Source organism: Klebsiella sp. GG_Kp173, from assembly GCF_040062415.1.
Lineage (GTDB): Bacteria > Pseudomonadota > Gammaproteobacteria > Enterobacterales > Enterobacteriaceae > Klebsiella > Klebsiella quasipneumoniae.
The window spans coordinates 1-17349 of the sequence record NZ_JBEAFZ010000035.1; the positions used below are offsets into that span (position 1 = coordinate 1).

General features: G+C 50.6%; 11 protein-coding genes and 9 pseudogenes. 14 read left to right on the forward strand and 6 right to left on the reverse strand.

The window, feature by feature from the left end; all coding sequences use genetic code 11:
• On the forward strand, positions 1 to 96 hold a 96-nt coding region (locus ABLU50_RS15150), incomplete at its 5' end, for an IS1 family transposase (protein WP_348864829.1).
• 99 nt (positions 97 to 195) lie between these two features.
• Here the strand turns inward: ABLU50_RS15150 and ABLU50_RS15155 are convergent.
• Positions 196 to 1304 (reverse strand): annotated as a pseudogene (locus ABLU50_RS15155) (S-(hydroxymethyl)glutathione dehydrogenase/class III alcohol dehydrogenase).
• 207 nt (positions 1305 to 1511) lie between these two features.
• Between ABLU50_RS15155 and ABLU50_RS15160 the strand changes: the two are divergent.
• Positions 1512 to 1613 (forward strand): annotated as a pseudogene (locus ABLU50_RS15160) (IS3 family transposase); the annotation flags it as partial.
• Positions 1614 to 1658: 45 nt separating this feature from the next.
• On the opposite strand, the gene ABLU50_RS15165 reads toward ABLU50_RS15160, so the two are convergent.
• Entirely contained in the window at positions 1659 to 1964 is a 306-nt protein-coding gene (locus ABLU50_RS15165) for an antibiotic biosynthesis monooxygenase (protein ID WP_023328886.1), read from the reverse strand.
• A gap of 125 nt (positions 1965 to 2089) precedes the next feature.
• On the opposite strand from ABLU50_RS15165, the gene ABLU50_RS15170 reads away from it, so the two are divergent.
• Positions 2090 to 3076, forward strand: a complete 987-nt coding sequence (locus tag ABLU50_RS15170) for a helix-turn-helix domain-containing protein (protein ID WP_023328887.1) — start codon at positions 2090 to 2092, stop codon at positions 3074 to 3076.
• A 78-nt stretch (positions 3077 to 3154) separates the two neighbouring features.
• On the opposite strand, the pseudogene ABLU50_RS15175 reads toward ABLU50_RS15170, so the two are convergent.
• Positions 3155 to 3319 (reverse strand): annotated as a pseudogene (locus tag ABLU50_RS15175) (family 1 glycosylhydrolase); the annotation flags it as partial.
• A 291-nt stretch (positions 3320 to 3610) separates the two neighbouring features.
• Between ABLU50_RS15175 and ABLU50_RS15180 the strand changes: the two are divergent.
• Positions 3611 to 4308, forward strand: a protein-coding gene (locus ABLU50_RS15180) for an IS1 family transposase (RefSeq protein ID WP_259678864.1) whose coding sequence is annotated in 2 segments (ribosomal slippage) — positions 3611 to 3860 and positions 3860 to 4308 — 699 coding nt in all. Because the reading frame shifts where the segments join, the coding sequence is not laid out codon by codon here.
• A 30-nt stretch (positions 4309 to 4338) separates the two neighbouring features.
• Here ABLU50_RS15180 and ABLU50_RS15185 read toward each other — a convergent pair.
• The 3 genes and pseudogenes from ABLU50_RS15185 to ABLU50_RS15195 all read right to left on the reverse strand — a co-directional run.
• A complete protein-coding gene (locus ABLU50_RS15185) occupies positions 4339 to 5223 on the reverse strand; it encodes a LysR family transcriptional regulator (protein ID WP_032431001.1) in 885 nt (294 codons plus the stop codon).
• Positions 5224 to 5292: 69 nt separating this feature from the next.
• Positions 5293 to 6477, reverse strand: a complete 1185-nt coding sequence (locus ABLU50_RS15190; protein ID WP_080465966.1) for an MFS transporter — start codon at positions 6475 to 6477, stop codon at positions 5293 to 5295.
• Positions 6478 to 6943: 466 nt separating this feature from the next.
• Positions 6944 to 7424 (reverse strand): annotated as a pseudogene (locus ABLU50_RS15195) (IS1 family transposase); the annotation flags it as partial.
• 4 nt (positions 7425 to 7428) lie between these two features.
• Here ABLU50_RS15195 and ABLU50_RS15200 point away from each other — a divergent pair.
• The 10 genes and pseudogenes from ABLU50_RS15200 to ABLU50_RS15245 form a co-directional block, all read left to right on the forward strand.
• Positions 7429 to 8499 (forward strand): annotated as a pseudogene (locus tag ABLU50_RS15200) (MFS transporter); the annotation flags it as partial.
• 88 nt (positions 8500 to 8587) lie between these two features.
• A pseudogene (locus ABLU50_RS15205) lies at positions 8588 to 9146 on the forward strand (isochorismatase family cysteine hydrolase).
• A 648-nt stretch (positions 9147 to 9794) separates the two neighbouring features.
• A pseudogene (locus ABLU50_RS15210) lies at positions 9795 to 10826 on the forward strand (IS630-like element ISSpu2 family transposase).
• A 19-nt stretch (positions 10827 to 10845) separates the two neighbouring features.
• Positions 10846 to 11151, forward strand: a pseudogene (locus ABLU50_RS15215) (Tn3 family transposase); the annotation flags it as partial.
• Between the two features lie 204 nt (positions 11152 to 11355).
• Entirely contained in the window at positions 11356 to 12381 is a 1026-nt protein-coding gene (locus ABLU50_RS15220) for a MerR family transcriptional regulator (RefSeq protein WP_023328896.1), read from the forward strand.
• Between the two features lie 105 nt (positions 12382 to 12486).
• On the forward strand, positions 12487 to 12921 hold the full coding sequence (locus ABLU50_RS15225) for a GFA family protein (protein ID WP_071785911.1): 435 nt from the start codon (positions 12487 to 12489) through the stop codon (positions 12919 to 12921).
• Positions 12922 to 13735: 814 nt separating this feature from the next.
• A complete protein-coding gene (locus ABLU50_RS15230; RefSeq protein ID WP_023328897.1) occupies positions 13736 to 14539 on the forward strand; it encodes an alpha/beta hydrolase in 804 nt (267 codons plus the stop codon).
• A 160-nt stretch (positions 14540 to 14699) separates the two neighbouring features.
• A complete protein-coding gene (locus tag ABLU50_RS15235; RefSeq protein ID WP_348864827.1) occupies positions 14700 to 15668 on the forward strand; it encodes an IS5 family transposase in 969 nt (322 codons plus the stop codon).
• A 196-nt stretch (positions 15669 to 15864) separates the two neighbouring features.
• Positions 15865 to 15996, forward strand: a complete 132-nt coding sequence (locus ABLU50_RS15240; RefSeq protein WP_004218042.1) for a hypothetical protein — start codon at positions 15865 to 15867, stop codon at positions 15994 to 15996.
• A gap of 206 nt (positions 15997 to 16202) precedes the next feature.
• Positions 16203 to 16600, forward strand: a pseudogene (locus ABLU50_RS15245) (ISNCY family transposase); the annotation flags it as partial.
• Positions 16601 to 17349 lie beyond the last annotated feature (749 nt).

Sequence of the window (17349 nt, forward strand, 5' to 3'; positions counted from 1 at the left end):
GCAAGGCTGGGACGGAAGTCACTGTCGTTCTCAAAATCGGTGGAGCTGCATGACAGGGTCATCGGGCATTATCTGAACATAAAACACTATCAGTAAGTTGGAGTCATTACCGGGTACCAATTAAAAAATACAGATGAATAATCTTCCAGAACCACCACGCCAGTGCTCCCCGGAAGTACGTCAGGGATCCGGTGATCAGTAGTGGATCACCGTACGAATAGATCTACCTTCGTGCATCAGGTCGAAGGCTTCATTGATGTCATCCAGACCCATGGTATGGGTCACGAAAGGCGCCAGATCGATCTCACCTTTCATGGCGTCTTCTACCATGCCAGGAAGCAGGGTCGGCCTTTAACACCACCAAAAGCAGAGCCCTTCCATACACGACAGGTGACCAGCTGGAACGGGCGCGTGGAGATCTCTTTACCGGCGCCTGCGACACCAATAATAACTGACTGACCCCAGCCGCGGTGCGCGGATTCAAGCGCAGAACGCATGACGTTTACATTGCCGATACACTCAAACGTGTGGTCAACACCCCAGCCAGTCAGCTCAATGAGAACGTCCTGGATAGGTTTGTCATAGTCTTTCGGGTTAATGCAGTCTGTTGCCCCGAATGAGCGGGCCAGTTCAAATTTCTCAGGGTTGGTAGCGATGGCAAAAATACGCCCCGCTTTTGCCTGACGTGCACCCTGCACCGCTGCAAGGCCAATGCCGCCCAAGCCAAAAATAGCGACCGAGTCACCTGGCTGTACTTTGGCGGTATTGTGTACTGCGCCGATACCTGTCGTAACACCGCAACCCAGAAGACACACATGCTCATGATTCGCCTGCGGATTGATTTTGGCTAAAGACACTTCAGCGACAACGGTATATTCACTGAAGGTGGAGCAGCCCATATAGTGGAAAAGCGGCTGACCTTTGTAAGAGAAACGGGTGGTGCCATCAGACATGAGTCCTTTACCCTGCGTAGCACGAACAGAGATACACAGGTTAGTTTTGCCGGATTTACAGAACAGACATTCGCCACATTCTGCGGTGTAAAGCGGAATAACATGGTCGCCAGGTTTAACGCTAGTGACGCCTTCACCCACTTCCACAATAACGCCGGCACCTTCGTGCCCCAGAACCGCCGGGAAGACACCTTCCGGATCGTCACCAGACAAGGTAAATGCATCGGTATGACAGACACCGGTGTGGGTTATTTTTACCAGAACTTCACGTTTACGAGGTGGTTCCACATCAATCTCAACGATCTCAAGCGGCTTACCAGGTCCAGATGCAACAGCTGCACGTGATTTTATATGTCATTTCCTTTCATTACAGTTTAAGACCCCATCAGACATCTGCCTGGCAGAGTTAACGGAGATAGGAGCCGACTATCGAAATGGTGTCGTCGATTGACTGGACTGACCCCGCCCCGGTAGACGCTCCTGCCCTATAGTTTGAGTATAGGAGGAGCGTATGGGCACACCACGATTTACACCTGAATTTAAGGAAGAAGCCGTCCGTCAGATATCTTCGATTACATTGAAGTGTTCTACAACCGGGCCCGGCGCCACAGTCATCTCGGCGGCGTCAGTCGGGAGGCCTTCGAACAGGCCTCGTCGTGAGGACAGGATTTGTCTACAGGCGTGGGGTCAGGCCAACGTACCGAATTAAATACCTTTTGCCGCAATCAAAACCGCAGGATGAATGTGTGGCTCTTCTGCCAGCAGAGCGGGTACGGTAGCGAATATTTGTTTAGCTGCTTCACCGGACATATGGAGTTCCCTTGAGTCTGTACTACTGAACAGATCTACAAGGAAAACCGTTTCAGGACTCGTTTCTGAGCGGATCACCAGCCAGTGAGTGGTGCCCTCTTCTGCATTAACATGAGGCAAAGCAGCGGCTATGCGCTCTGCTACTTCAGCGCCTTTTCCTTCTCTCGCTTTAAATGAAATCAGTCCTGCTGTTGTACTCATTGTTTCTTTCTCCTGTTGTAATAATCATGGCTTTCTTACGAGAATTATTGTATCAGGGTTAGGCAACATGGCACTGTGGCGAATCTGCCATTAAACCGGCTTTTTCGGCCAATTACAGGACTGAGATGAAAAAGATAGTCATTATTGCTTCCCCGGGATGCCTTGCTTCAGGCTATACCGGGCTGGCTGATATGTTCTCTCTTGCCGGAAGAGCCATATCAGCTGCTCGCAAGGAGCCGTCACCCTTTGATATCATGACAGCAAGTCCGGACGGGCAGCCTGTGACCGACGGAAGCGGGCGGTTACTGACCGCCGATGCGGCACTGGCAGATATCAAATCATGCGATGCGGTTCTGATCCCCGGGTTTGTACCCGATGCATCAAACACGCCGCCACAGCTCGGTAAACTGGGCAGCATAGCGTCATGGATACGGCAACAGTACGTGCATGGCGCCCTGGCTTGTGGCTCGTGCAGCGGAGTGTTTATGCTGGGCGAGGCGGGGCTGCTCAACGGCAGAAAATGTACGACAACCTGGTGGCTGTACGATGAGCTCAAGCGCCGTTACCCCCGGGCAAACGCCATCTGGGGCAATGCTCTGACTGAGGATAACCGTATAGTTACGGCTGGCGGGCCGCTTTCATGGATTGATGTGGCCTTACACGTTGTGCGTCAGCTTGAGGGGACGGAGGCTGCGCGCATTGCAGCAGAATTTGCTGTAGTGGATACAACGCCTCCCGCAAGGGCTGTTTATATGCCCACCGCGCACCTCAGCCGGCCGGACAGTATTCTGCCCGGTGCAGAATTTTTTATAAGGCAGGAAGCATCAACGCTGCTTACCACAAGAGAACTGTGCCGGCGCCTTGCCATTTCGGAGCGAACCTTTCACAGGCGTATAAAGGCGGAAACAGGCGAGTCACCGAAACAGTTTATCGACAGGATCAGGTGTGAAATGGCAAGGCTGGCACTTGAAACATCTGCTAAAACCATAAAGCAGATCGCAGCTGATGCAGGTTACGCGGATGAAGGCAGTTTCAGGAGGGTCTTCAGCCGGATGACAGGCATGAATCCGGCATTATACCGCCGTTGGGTGAAAGACCGTACCCGGGAATAATGCACAGTAGGGCCGGGAGGTATCCGCGCGGAATTATGAGACGCCCTGACAGCACAGTGCTGCCAGGGGTGTGCTGTGTTAACTACTGAGGTCTTTTCCGTTCGTGGCGATGACTTTTTTATACCAGTGGAAGCTTTTCTTACGGGAGCGTTTTAGTGTTCCGTTCCCCATATCATCCTGGTCAACATATATAAATCCGTACCGTTTGGACATCTGAGACGTGCTTGCGCTGATCATGTCTATAGGTGTAGCGACCTGCATTTGAAATAGGTACGACCTGCATTTACCGCTGATTATCAGCCCACATTAGCTGCAACCAGCGCAGCTCTCAAACCCACAATACCTGCAAATGAGCCTGCATTTATCCCTGTCGACCTGCATTCCATTTTCACAAACCTACATTAACTAAAAACACGTCAGGCTATCCCAACGACATATCTGATTGGTGTTAATTTTGGAATTATAAAATCCACACTATGGGTAATACTACCAACTTACTGATTTAGTGTATGATGGTGGTTTTGAGGTGCTTACGTGGCTTCAATTCCCATCAGTTGTCCCACCTGTTCAGCTACCGAAGGCGTCGTGCGTAACGGTAAAAGCACTGCCGGACATCAGCGCTATCTCTGCTCTCACTGCCGTAAAACATGGCAGCTACAGTTCACTTACACCGCCTCTCAGCCCGGTACACACCAGAAAATTATTGATATGGCCATGAATGGCGTCGGATGTCGCGCCAGTGCACGCATTATGGGCGTTGGCCTCAACACGATTTTACGACACTTAAAAAACTCAGGCCGCAGTCGGTAACCTCGCGCATACAACCGGGCAGTGACGTCATTGTCTGCGCGGAAATGGACGAACAGTGGGGTTACGTCGGCGCTAAATCCCGCCAGCGCTGGTTGTTTTACGCGTATGACAGGATACGGAGGACGGTTGTGGCGCACGTATTCGGTGAACGCACGTTGGCCACGCTGGAGCGTCTTCTTGGCCTGCTGTCGGCCTTTGAGGTCGTGGTATGGATGACGGATGGCTGGCCGCTTTATGAATCACGCCTGAAGGGAGAACTGCACGTTATCAGCAAGCGAAATACGCAGCGCATTGAGCGGCATAACCTGAATCTGAGGCAGCATCTGGCAAGGCTGGGCAGGAAGTCACTGTCGTTCTCAAAATCGGTGGAGCTGCATGACAAAGTCATCGGGCATTATCTGAACATAAAATACTATCAGTAAGTTGGAGTCATTACCGGGCATCCCGACACATCAGTTGAGCGGAAAGGCGTTAAGGATATAATCCCGGACGTATGCCGTTCGTCTGTTATTCGCATTACTCTTGTTCCAGGCAAGATAGAGGTGATTTACCGGGGCAGTCTCTGCCTTCGTGACTGAAACCAGTCGCCCGCTTTTCAGGTCATCCAGGCAGTGATAATCAGGCAGAACACTCCACCCATGACCGTCGCGCACCAGATCACGAATAATACGTAAGTCCTGAATGGTAAAGGATGCCTGCATGTCTGGTGCCCTCTGAAACATGGCCGTCCAGACCATCCTGATCAGTGGCAGTTCTTCGTCATAAGCAATCAATGGAACCGAAGCGAGTGTGGCAGCCGATGGCTGTGTTCCCAGCGTTTCCGTCAGCCGGGGGGAATGAACCAGTAACATACGTTCTGTCAGCAAATGCGCATAACCGTACAGGCGATCATCCGGCATCGATGCGGTTACAGCCAGATCAACACTGCCTTCCTGCAGGAGGGAATAAATGCGCTGTTTATTGCCGGTATGAAACCGCAGGCGATATCCTTCTTTCATCAGGGGTGCCATAACTGCACCAAGCCGGGAATGAATAAAATCAGGCGGTCCGGCCAGATTCACCGTCCCCCCGCTCTCAGCGCCAGCGCGAAGGGAAGACAATTTTTCTGCCAGGCCATCAATATACGGGGATATTGCACGGGCAAGCTCATCTGCCGCTTCGGTAGCCTTTACCCCACGGGCCTCCCTGATAAAAAGCCTTTTTCCGGTCAGAACCTCAAGGGACTGGATATGCTGGGATGCAGCTGGCTGCGATATACCCAACACCTGGGCAGCCCTCGAAAAGGAGCCAGAACGGTACGCCTCCAGGAAAGTTCGCAAATGGATAAGATGGCTCATTATGACGCGCCCCATAGTTTAGGAGCGCCCACAATCCTCATTATGGCTGCTCCGGATTTTTGAAGTCGTTTAATCCTGTTGACAGGGTGTGACAGTACCACGCCTGCTTTGGGAGAGCAGTAACAACAATCCCAACAGACACACGATCGCACCACTAATACCGGTATACATCATGCCGGCATGAGTGATAGTGATCCCACCCAGCAGGGAGCCCAGAGCAATCCCGGAGTTAAAACCCGCTATATTTAGACCAGCTGCAACTCCATGCGCCTGGGGCACATGCCTTTCAGCAACATCCATGAGTCTTGCCTGAAGTGCCGGAACGGCCGCATACGTCAGCATACCCAGCAGGGCTACCAGAACGCCCATACTAACCGGTGAAGAGGAAAGCAGCCATATTCCCAGTACGACAACCACAATTCCGCTGATGATGACGATATTGGCCCGGTCAATCCCCATACTGTCGGTAAGTTTGCCACCAAGTATGTTCCCGGCTGCTGCGGTGATGCCATAAATCAGCATAAACAGGCCTATTGTCGTCCCGGAAATACCGGTTACCTCAGTAAGCAATGGGGCGATAAAGGTGAATGCAGTAAATGAACCGGCGTATGCCAGCACTGTAACCAGCGCACCGGAGAGCAGCTTACGATTCAACAACAGGCCGATGTTTTTTGCAGCTGAACCGATGTGTTCTCCGGGCATGCTGCGTACCGGATCTTTCATACCAACAAAGAGCCCGATAAAACCCAGCGCCCCAAATACAGCGATAGCACCGAGTACCAGCCGCCATGAAACCACACCTGCGAGCCATGTGCTCAGCGGAACGCCAATAGCCATAGCCAGGGTAAAACCGCCAAAGACTACTGCAACCGCGCGACCAGCGTTACCAGGCCCTGCCAGACGGGCCGCCGTACTGGATGCGACAGCAAGAAATAACCCGTGACCTAATCCGGCAATAAAGCGCGCAGTCAGTAACTGAGGCAAGGTGAAGGCAAACGCAGCTGCCAGACTGCCCAGCGTAAAAATGACTGACGTTGCCAGCATTACCGTTTTCCTGCTCCAGCCAGCCGTCAGTGCCGACAATACCGGCGCCGAGAACGTCGCCCCCAGCGCATAGGTTGTCACCGCGGCTCCGGATTGTTCAACTTCCACCCCCAGACCACGGGCCATAATATCGGTCAGCCCGATCGGGACAAACTCGGCGAGCCCCAGCGCAAAAGCGCTGATAGTGAAAACATAAATTACGAATGGCATGACTGCCTCCTGAAACATGTAAGGAGTGCAGTCTGATTCATTAATAAGGATAAATAAAATAATCAAAATACCATCTGGTATAAATATATTTATATTATTTGGTGGCAAGTTTGAAACAGCACCCACCTGTTTCATCGTCATACTTTTGTAGCATCTTAAGAACGCCTCTCCGTCATTTGAGCCCTGAGCAAGTGTTGCGCTTTTATAAACACACATATTGGTAATGATGCATCGTTATCGAAATGTTATTTTTTTTCGATGGTGAATCCCCCTGAGCGGAGGGGCATTGTAACCCGGTAATGGACATGCATTGCGGGGCGGACAGAATGCGGACCGGAGCAGGTTACACTTCGGTTCACCGGGAGGCACCCAGCACCATCAACCTCAGAGAAATCAAAGAGTAGCTATCTTTTGCCTGTCTTTTAGACAGGCTTTTTTTGTGTGTCTCGCTGGTGATGACTCCAACTTATTGATAGTGTTTTATGTTCAGATAATGCCCGATGACTTTGTCATGCAGCTCCACCGATTTTGAGAACGACAGTGACTTCCGTCCCAGCCTTGCCAGATGTTGTCTCAGATTCAGGTTATGTCGCTCAATGCGCTGAGTGTAACGCTTGCTGATAACGTGCAGCTTTCCCTTCAGGCGTGATTCATACAGCAGCCAGCCATCCGTCATCCATACCACGACCTCAAAGGCCGACAGCACTCCAGCGTGGCCAACGTGCGTTCGCCGAATACGTGCGCCACAACCGTCCTCCGTATCCTGTCATACGCGTAAAACAACCAGCGCTGGCGCGATTTAGCCCCGACATAGCCCCACTGTTCGTCCATTTCCGCGCAGACGATGACGTCACTGCCCGGCTGTATGCGCGAGGTTACCGACTGCGGCCTGAGTTTTTTAAGTGTCGTAAAATCGTGTTGAGGCCAACGCCCATAATGCGGGCGGTTGGCGGGCATGCCGCGGTCGTTCAATGGTCTGGTGTAGCATTCAGCGCAACGTTTATCACTGCCGGGTTGATCGCCCCCGTTTGGGGGAAACTCGGTGACAGATATGGACGCAAGTCAATGCTAGTAAGAGCCAGTCTTGGCATGGCGGTTACTGTTTCGCTTATGGGGCTGGTGACAAATATATGGCAACTTGTCGGACTAAGGTTGCTAGTTGGCCTGGCGGGAGGCTACTCATCCGGCGCAACAATTCTTATCGCAGTCCAGGCTCCCAGAGACCGTGCAGCCTGGGCGCTGGGGATTGTTTCATCCGGTGTAATGGCTGGAAATCTTGTCGGTCCACTTGCGGGAGGATGGCTTCCTGGCCTGATCGGTATTCGAACTACGTTTTTCTGTGCAGGTGCGCTGATATTTCTGTCCTTTATCATGACCCTCACCCTCATTCGCGAAAAGGTGCAAAAGCCTGAGGATACAGTGGCAAAAACGGGAGTGAGCTGGTCCCAGTTGCATGCCCGTACTGTGGTTATCTGCATGCTTTGCACCGGTCTGCTGCTGATGCTGGCCAATATGTCGATAGAGCCCATTATCACGGTCTACGTGCGCACTCTCGTCAGTGAGGCTTCTCAGATAACAAAAGTTGCGGGATATGTGATGGCAGCAGCGGCTCTGGGGAGCATTATTTCCGCCTCATGGCTTGGAAAAGTGGCAGACAGGATAGGACATTTACGCATTATCACGCTGGCGCTGACTGCGGCCGGTGTATTGCTGAACCCTCAGGCATTTGTCACCTCCGGGTGGCAACTGATTGCCCTGCGTTTCCTGATGGGACTGGCGCTCGGCGGCTTATTGCCTTGTATTGCAGCAGTGATACGCCACCGCGTACCAGAAAGTATGGTGGGCAGCATTCTTGGCTATTCCGTCGCAGCGCAGTTCGCAGGTCAGTTCATCGGACCACTGATTGGCGGCTTTGTCGGCGGGCATGTCGGTATGCGAGCCGTATTTCTGGCAACCAGCTGCATCCTGCTAACCGGAGCTGCCTGGAACTTTAAAATACATCGCCAGTCAGCAACGCGCTGACTGACTTCATTACCCGTCATCTGCAATCTTCGGAAATTTTATGTCAAATCAACTCAGTAACATCAGTAAAAACAGCGCTCTTCTGGTGATGGATGTTCAGACGATCATTCTTAACAATTTCCTCCCGCAAGAAAGCGCTGGAATCATTATCAGCAATACCGCATCACTGATAGCCGCTGCACGCACGGCAGGCATACCGGTCATTTATGTCAGTGTCGGATTCCGCAAGGGGTATCCAGAGGTCAGTAAAAACAACACGATCTTCTCTTCGATTAAAGAGAATGGAATTTTTATGGCTGACAACGAGAACACGGCTATTCATGCTGATGTCGCTCCGACAAAAAATGAGGTCGTCATCGTTAAGCGCAGAGTCGGAGCTTTCTCGTTTACCGAACTTGATATGATCCTACGTGCTCAAGGCATTGAAAACCTGATTCTTACCGGTGTGACTACCAGTGGTGTGGTGCTTTCTACAGTCGGGCAAGCTTTTGACCTGGATTACCGCCTTATCGTTGTGAGTGATTGCTGCGCCGATCCAGATCATGACACCAATATGTTTTTACTTGAAAAAATTCTACCTCAACACGCGTTTGTTACCAGTTCATCAGAAATATCAGAAGCATGGGCATAAAAATATGAATTTCTGACGTCAAAATAAACGCAGTGTACTGAGAAGAGATGACCGGGAATGCCCGGTCATCTGAACGTCCGCTCATGGCACAAAGCGGACGGGAAACTTTCGGATGCCGCGTTAGCGGCATGGAGGCGCCAGATGAGGTTACATGTGTCTGTGGAGTGAAATGGCGCCGAAAGCCCGGCGTAGCCGGTTACCTGGCTATAAACTCTGCCACCCTACCCCCTGCCCTGATTAGCCTTAACCCGCTCACAGCAATGAAGAAGTAAAAGTAATCCCTTTTAACCCCGGTGAGCGGGCTTTACGGCGTTTACGACGTAAAGGGCGTGATTTCCGGGGCCTTAGCGGCGGCAGCTTGCTGCTGACGCTTAGGGGGATGTTCATAAAAAATTTCAGCGACACTAGGGAACTTAACACGGTTGCTTGTATCTAACAGTTTGTGGTGATTAGCTACCACCACTGAAGCAGAGTGATCCGGCACTTCGTCGGCGGGTCCAGGCGGGACTAAATAAAGGAGACGCCCGTAACGCGCTGGGGCGCGCGGTATTCCTGCACCGTCTAAATAACTGTTCGGAATAGTAGATCACTTTGAGGGAACTCAGCCCGAATTGTGCGATCTGATCAATCGCTGAATATCCCAAATCACCAACCGGACTGAGCGATGCCGATCATAGCACCAATTCCCCGTGACGAACGACGCCTGATGCAGAAAGCTATCCATAAAACGCGTGATAAAAATTATGCCCGCAGACTGACCGCCATGCTGATGTTGCACCGGGGCGAGCGCGTCAGTCATGTGGCCAGAAGACTCTGCTGTGCACGCTCATCGATTGGTCGCTGGATTAACTGGTTCACTCTGTCTGGTGCTGAAGGCCTGAAGTCATTACCGTCAGGACGTGGCAGGCGCTGGCCGTTCGAACATATTTGCGCATTGCTGCGTGAGCTTGTGAAGCATTCTCCCGGCGATTTCGGTTATCAGCGTTCCCGCTGGAGTACCGAACTGCTGGCGATAAAAATCCGTGATGTCACCGGTTGTCCGCTACATGCCTCAACCATCCGGAGATGGTTACCTGCTGCCGGGCTGGTATGGCGCAGAGCAGCGCCGACACTGCGTATCCGTGACCCACACAAAGAAGAAAAAATGGTCGCTATCCATGAAGCACTGGCGAAATGCAGTGCGGAAAATCCCGTGTTTTACGAAGATGAAGTGGATATTCATCTCAACCCGAAAATCGGTGCTGACTGGCAGTTACGCGGGCAGCAAAAACGTGTTGTCACACCGGGCCAGAATGAAAAGTACTATCTTGCCGGTGCGCTGCACAGCGGTACGGGAAAAGTCAGCTACGTAGGTGGAAACAGTAAAGGTTCATCTTTATTTATCAGACTGTTAAAACATCTTAAGGCGACATAACGGCGGGCAAAAACGATTACGCTCATTGTCGATAACTACATTATCCACAAAAGCCGTGAAACGTTGCGCTGGCTGAAAGCAAACCAGAAGTTCAGGGTCATTTATCAGCCGGTTTACTCGCCATGGGTCAATCATGTCGAACGGTTGTGGCAGGCGCTTCATGAGACAATAACCCGAAATCACCAGTGCCGTTCAATGTGGCAACTGTTGAAAAAGGTTCATAACTTTATGGATACCGTCAGCCCATTCCCCGGTGGAAAACACGGGCTGGCTAAAGTGTAGCGGTATTAGGATCAGTTATTTAGGTGAAATCAGGGATCGTAAACCGGAAAATCAGAGCTACCGCGCCAGTGGACTGACGCTGCTGACGGCAGCTATCTCGCTGTGGAATACCGTTTATATGGAAAGAGCGGTCGATGTCCTGAAGCGTAAAGGGGTGAAGATCAACGAGCAACTGCTATCGCATTTGTCCCCGCTAGGCTGGGAACACATCAATCTGACAGGCGATTATATCTGGAAAAGCAACCGGATACCGGCTTCAGGTAAGTTTCGGCGGCTGAGGCCAGCTAAAGTCGGAAGGTCAAAAAACAACCTTAACGTACAATAATTTTCGATATCCAAACTGACCCCTAGATCTACTTTGCAGACTGCGGGAAACAGGTCAGCGCCTCGCCCTCTCAATTAAAAACTCTTTATTGAACCCCTGCAAACCAGTCTTTCTCGTTTCCCACGATAAAAAAACATTTCCCCGCTTGACCCTCACGCCGCGTCAGGTTTTAGTCTCTCTGCTCGCACAAAGGGGGAACATACTATGTTACTGAAAGTCGGCGAACTGGCAGGCCGTTCCGGTATTACCGTTCGCACACTACACTACTACGACAATATTGGTTTGCTGATCCCTTCTGCGCGCTCCGACTCCGGCTACCGGTTGTATAACCGGGCCGATATCGCCCGTCTGCATCATATCCAGGCGCTACGCCGCATGGGAATGACGCTGGCCGAGGTCGGGGCGATTCTGGAACGTTCGGATCTGGCGCTGCCAACGGTGCTTGAGCGGCAGATTGCCATGCTGAACCAGCAACTGGCGCAAATCACCGCGCTGCGCGCTCGCCTGCAGACGATGCAGCTGCAATTGACGGCGGGCGATGATCCGGAACTGAACGACTGGCTGACAACGTTGGAGTTAATGACTATGTATGATAAATATTTCACTGCTGATGAACTGGCGCAGCTGCCGTTTTATCAGGCCGATACGCAACGCCAGCAAGAATGGGCGGCAATGGTACAGCAGGTGCATGAACTGATGGCAAACGGCACGCCGGCGGAGGATCCGCAGGCGCAGCGCATCGCGCGCCGCTGGATGCTAACTCTGGAGCGCGACACTGCCGGCAATCCGGCGTTTCTCACGCGTCTGAACGCCATGCACGCCGATGAGCCGTCAATGCGTGAACAGATCGGTATCACGCCGGCCATGACCGACTATATCACCCGTGCATTTGCTGAAACCAAGCTGACAATTTATCAGAAATATCTGTCCGAAGAAGAGTATGCCTATGTCCGCAAACACTATTTCGACCGCATGCAGGAGTGGCCGGCGCTGATCGCTCGCCTCCAATCAGCCCTCAACGACGGCATCGCACCGGACAGCGCACATGCCCGCCAAGTGGCCGCCGACTGGCTGGCGCTGTTCCGTTCTTACGCCGGTGAAAATCCAGCCACGCAGATGAAAATCCGCCAGGCAATGGAGCAGGAACCCACGCTGAGCGAAGGCACCTGGCTTACACCACCACTACTGGCTTATTTGCGTGAAGCTGTCGTAAATTTGAATCAAAAATAATAACTAAAGTATCCCGTCATCCGGCTCCCTCCAGCCGGATGACGCCAATCACATCAGTCACCCTATCCATCAAAGGTAGTAACAAAAAGGTCAGAGTGGATTTAAATGAAAGGTTCATGTTTATGTGGAAAAATCGCATTTGAAATATCGGTAATTCCATCAAAGTTTTATCGTTGCCATTGCTCGCTTTGCAGGAAGCAAAGCGGGGTTGGTTATAATCTCGCGACTATTATAAATGCCAATGATTTCTTCTGGACCCAAGGAGATAGCGGCATTTTCTCATGGTGTAAATCAACTGGTTACCGTACGGATTTTTGCTCGACATGTGGTTCTACCGTACCCAATTTGTTGCGAGATTTACCTTATGTCTGGGTACCTATTGGTTTGTTAGATAAACATTTTGATATGCAATGTGCTGGAGATTACTGCACTGATGATGCCATGCCTTGGGATATAACTCGCTCGGGCATAAGTCATAGCGGACCAGTAAGTTCACTAACATCACTTTTAAGAGACTTAGACATACTTAAACCAGAATAAAGAAAGCCCTTGGCCTCGATGTTCAGGACATTAACACGCCGCTCGTCCGGGTGACCAGCTGGCATCACAGATGTGTTCACGGCCATTGATTAACACCGTACCTGCAAACTACAGGCACGACATTGAATCCAGGAATGCCATTATCCAGAACAAGCGTTAACTGACCAAATGCGTCACAGAGTGACGTGCGAGGTTCGCACTGGGGAGATCTGCGGAACTTCTACTAAAGACGCTCATCCATAAGCAGCGACCAGCCTAGATATCCCCACTGATGCACGGGCATATCAATATGCTGGGGCATTATACGTTCACGCTACCGGAGGATGTTTTGAAGGGAGAACTGAGAACGTTAAACTTAAATTTAAACAATGAATTAGCTTCTTAGCGTACGTTTTCGTTACATTGGCCCTCAAACCCCGTAAAGGAAGAAAAACACCCTATTATTGACGAGCGAGCGTGGAGCGTGTGACCCGATGCTTTGATAAGGATGGTGTTCTTACGCGCTTTCCAAGCAAACGTTCGGATCAGATATCGGTTCTATGGGTGCTTTGGTCTCGCTTGCCGGCCGGACGAAACTGACGGAAGCCGAGGTGGACGCACTTATGAAAGCGTGGCACAGTTTCGGAGATAACGCCTTGCTGCGCCGCGAGATCTGCGATGCCGGTTTGGTATCGAGAACACGGGATGGCCGTGTTTGCATCCGGATAGAGCTGACGATGCCACCTCTAGCGCAAGCTATTGCCCGGCAGAACGCTGATAAATAACCCAACAGCCAATGTACTGGTGAAAGCAGCTATTGCTGCTGAGGATGATCATGACCAAATTTAAGACCGGCTTTTTGCTCGAAAGAATTCCCTATATTCGCATGGGTGATCAAACTGATCCCGTGATCGTGATCAACGGTGGGCAAGGTTTTGTACGCAAACACAGCTTTGACCGGATGCTCCGGGACGCAAAGCGTGTCGCACGTATGTTGCCGCCAACACAGGGCTTCATCCTAATTGGCTACGATCAGCAGCCCGAAGCAAAGGCGACGATTGAAACGATTGTGACAGACTATGAGCGCGCCATCAGAGACATGAAGGTCTCGGCGTTTTCGCTCATAGGGATATCCTATGGCGGATTGCTGGCGACAAAGCTTGCGGCAGCGCGTGAAGGGTGGGTTAAGAAGCTGATTCTGGTGGCGAGCGCTCACAAGTTCAGCGAGAACGGCGAACACAGGATAAATCGACAAATCCAGTTCGCCCAACAGGAGCAGTACTACGAGCTGATCAATGACTTTGCGGCAATATTCCGCAATCCCCTACTAAATTTGTTACTGAAGATAAAGCTCTGGGTGGACTGCAACAAACTTACAGAAAAAATGAACTCCGGTGACGTTATTGTGCGATATCTTCAATTGATAATGCAGGCTGAGCCAGTCGATCTGACCTCGATCACAGCAAGGACATTGATTATCGGAGGGGAACTGGATCAGTTTTTTGGCGACGGCATGATGGAAGCTGCCCGAAATGGTATACCAGACGCCAAGCTACATGTTCTTGAAGGACAAACTCACATGGCTCCGGTTGAATGTAGCCGACAGTTACGGAGATTCCTGACGGAATTTCTCGATTGAGTCTAATCTCGCATGTAGTGGATCACAAAATCAAGACACCGGAATAATCTGTTTCCATTTTTCTTCATGTAAGCAAGGCGATAAACCACCATTGGTCGTATGAGGGCGGTATGCGTTGTAATAACCATGGCTTTGTTGAATAAATCGAACTTTTGCTGAGTTGAAGGATCAGATCACGTATCCTCCCGACAACACAGACCATTCCGTGGCAAAGCAAAAGTTCAGAATCACCAACTGGTCCACCTACAACAAAGCTCTCATCAACCGTGGCTCCCTCACTTTCTGGCTGGATGATGAGGCGATTCAGGCCTGGTATGAGTCGGCAACGCCTTCATCACGAGGAAGGCCCCAGCGCTATTCTGATCTCGCCATCACCACCGTTCTGGTGATTAAACGCGTATTCCGGCTGACCCTGCGGGCTGCGCAGGGTTTTATTGATTCCATTTTTGCCCTGATGAACGTTCCGTTGCGCTGCCCGGATTACACCAGTGTCAGTAAGCGGGCAAAGTCGGTTAATGTCAGTTTCAAAACGTCCACCCGGGGTGAAATCGCACACCTGGTGATTGATTCCACCGGGCTGAAGGTCTTTGGTGAAGGCGAATGGAAAGTCAGAAAGCACGGCAAAGAGCGCCGTCGTATCTGGCGAAAGTTGCATCTCGCTGTTGACAGCAACACACATGAAGTTGTCTGTGCAGACCTGTCGCTGAATAACGTCACGGACTCAGAAGCCTTCCCGGGCCTTATCCGGCAGACTCACAGAAAAATCAGGGCAGCCGCGGCAGACGGGGCTTACGACACCCGGCTCTGTCACGATGAACTGCGCCGCAAAAAAATCAGCGCGCTTATTCCTCCCCGAAAAGGAGCAGGTTACTGGCCCGGTGAGTACGCAGACCGCAACCGTACCGTTGCTAATCAGAGGCTGAGCGGAAGCAATGCACGGTGGAAATGGACAACGGAATATAACCGTCGCTCGATAGCGGAAACGGCAATGTACAGAATGAAGCAGTTGTTGGGAGATTCACTGACGCTGCGTGACTACGATGGTCAGGTAGCGGAAGCTATGGCCATGGTGCGTGCGTTGAACAGGATGACAAAGGCTGGGATGCCAGAAAGCGTGCGTATTGCCTGAAAATCCAGCCAGCTACAGGGTCGTTCGCACGAAATCTTATTTATTCAACAAAGCCTTTTTTACCTTTAGCAGTGTGATGGAGTGCAAGCTTCTGAAAACACGTCAGTTGGTTTTATAACCATGACCCTCATTTCATATTTGGCATTACTGCCACAGTTCGTAAATATGAATCTGTTTGTCACTCAAGGAGATTTTTATGGGTATTAAACCTGGCCCAAAGCCGATTGCTGAATCAACTGGCAAAGAAGATAAAAGAAGGCGTGTCACTCCGGAAAACAAGCCAAAGCATCCCGGGCTGAAGGAACACGACCATAAAAAAGGCGAATAAGAGCTTTTTGGTATAGCCTCTCATCACAGGCATGGAAGTTATTCATGCCTGCTTTCCTCTGACATAAACCACCTTCTCTCTCTTCACATCTCTTAAGGTGACATTTCTAACTGGCTGAATCAGGTGACATTTTAAGCTTGCAATAACAGTTTTGTAGTAACTAAATTGAGATGTCCGTCACGTAGATTAACTATCAAAGGATTCTCATGACGACTCATGCAGCGGAGTTTTGCACTTTGGATGAGGTTAACCGACTCAAAATCATTCAGGACATCGTCGACCGGCATCTGATCACGCAGATGGCCGCTCATCGCCTGGGTATCACCGATGAACTCAGTGCCGACGTCTTCCGTCGCATTATACCTAACCTAGCCGCTTGGTATGGCTAACCGTCGTCGTGAAAAACCCAGCAATAACCAGCTGTCTGAAGGTCTTGCACAGTATGCGCTCGATATTATCTGTAGCGCTATACCGACTTCGGGCAGACGCTGGCGTGTGAGAAACTTTCAGAACGACACCATGTTCACTATCCAAAGAAACTGTCAGGTCTCTCATGGTTAAAGCCGCTCTCAGGGTTCCTCGCAAACAACGTGCGCCAAAGGTAGCGCACGGCATTCAGCCTCGGTGAGTCTGTATTGATTATGTATATCGCTATGCATAAAGGGAAAAAGCCTCAGAGTCTGCGGAATAAATAAAGCCGCAGATAATCCCGGAAATCTGAAATGAAGCAGCCCACCATTTTGCGACCTTCACGAAGTAATTATACAGTTATATAAATTTGTCATAGCGAGGTTTTGAAAAAAGAGGTACTTTATTAAAAAAATCATCCAGATTAATCAAATTTAACGGAATGCTTTTGAATGAGCGCTGATCATCATGAGATTACAGTCGTACACAGCAACCTTTCAAAAAATCAACGCTCATTCAAAAAATAGTTCAGGATTTATTATCAGCAAACATCGCTTTCATTGTCTATGACTATCTATGGCCAAAGTAAAAGAACAGTAGATACATCACACTTGCATGTATTTTAATGAGTAACTATATTCATTTGTAATAAAAAATGTGGTGCCGGGTGCCTCCCGGTAAGCCGCCGCCAGCCCACGGACGACTCGCAAAGCGCAAAAATGATTCAGACTGGCAATGCCCCTCCGCATAGGGGGATTCACCACATATACAAATTAACATTATAACGACATTTCTTCAATGCTTTATGGCTGTATGAGAGGTACTGATTGAATGCATCTCGCGGATGACCCTGTAGTTTCGCCGGAAATCAAAAAAACCGCAAATTACGTGTGCTGGGCAAGCGCCTGCCGGTACGTATTCAGACAGATAACGGCAGCGAGTTTA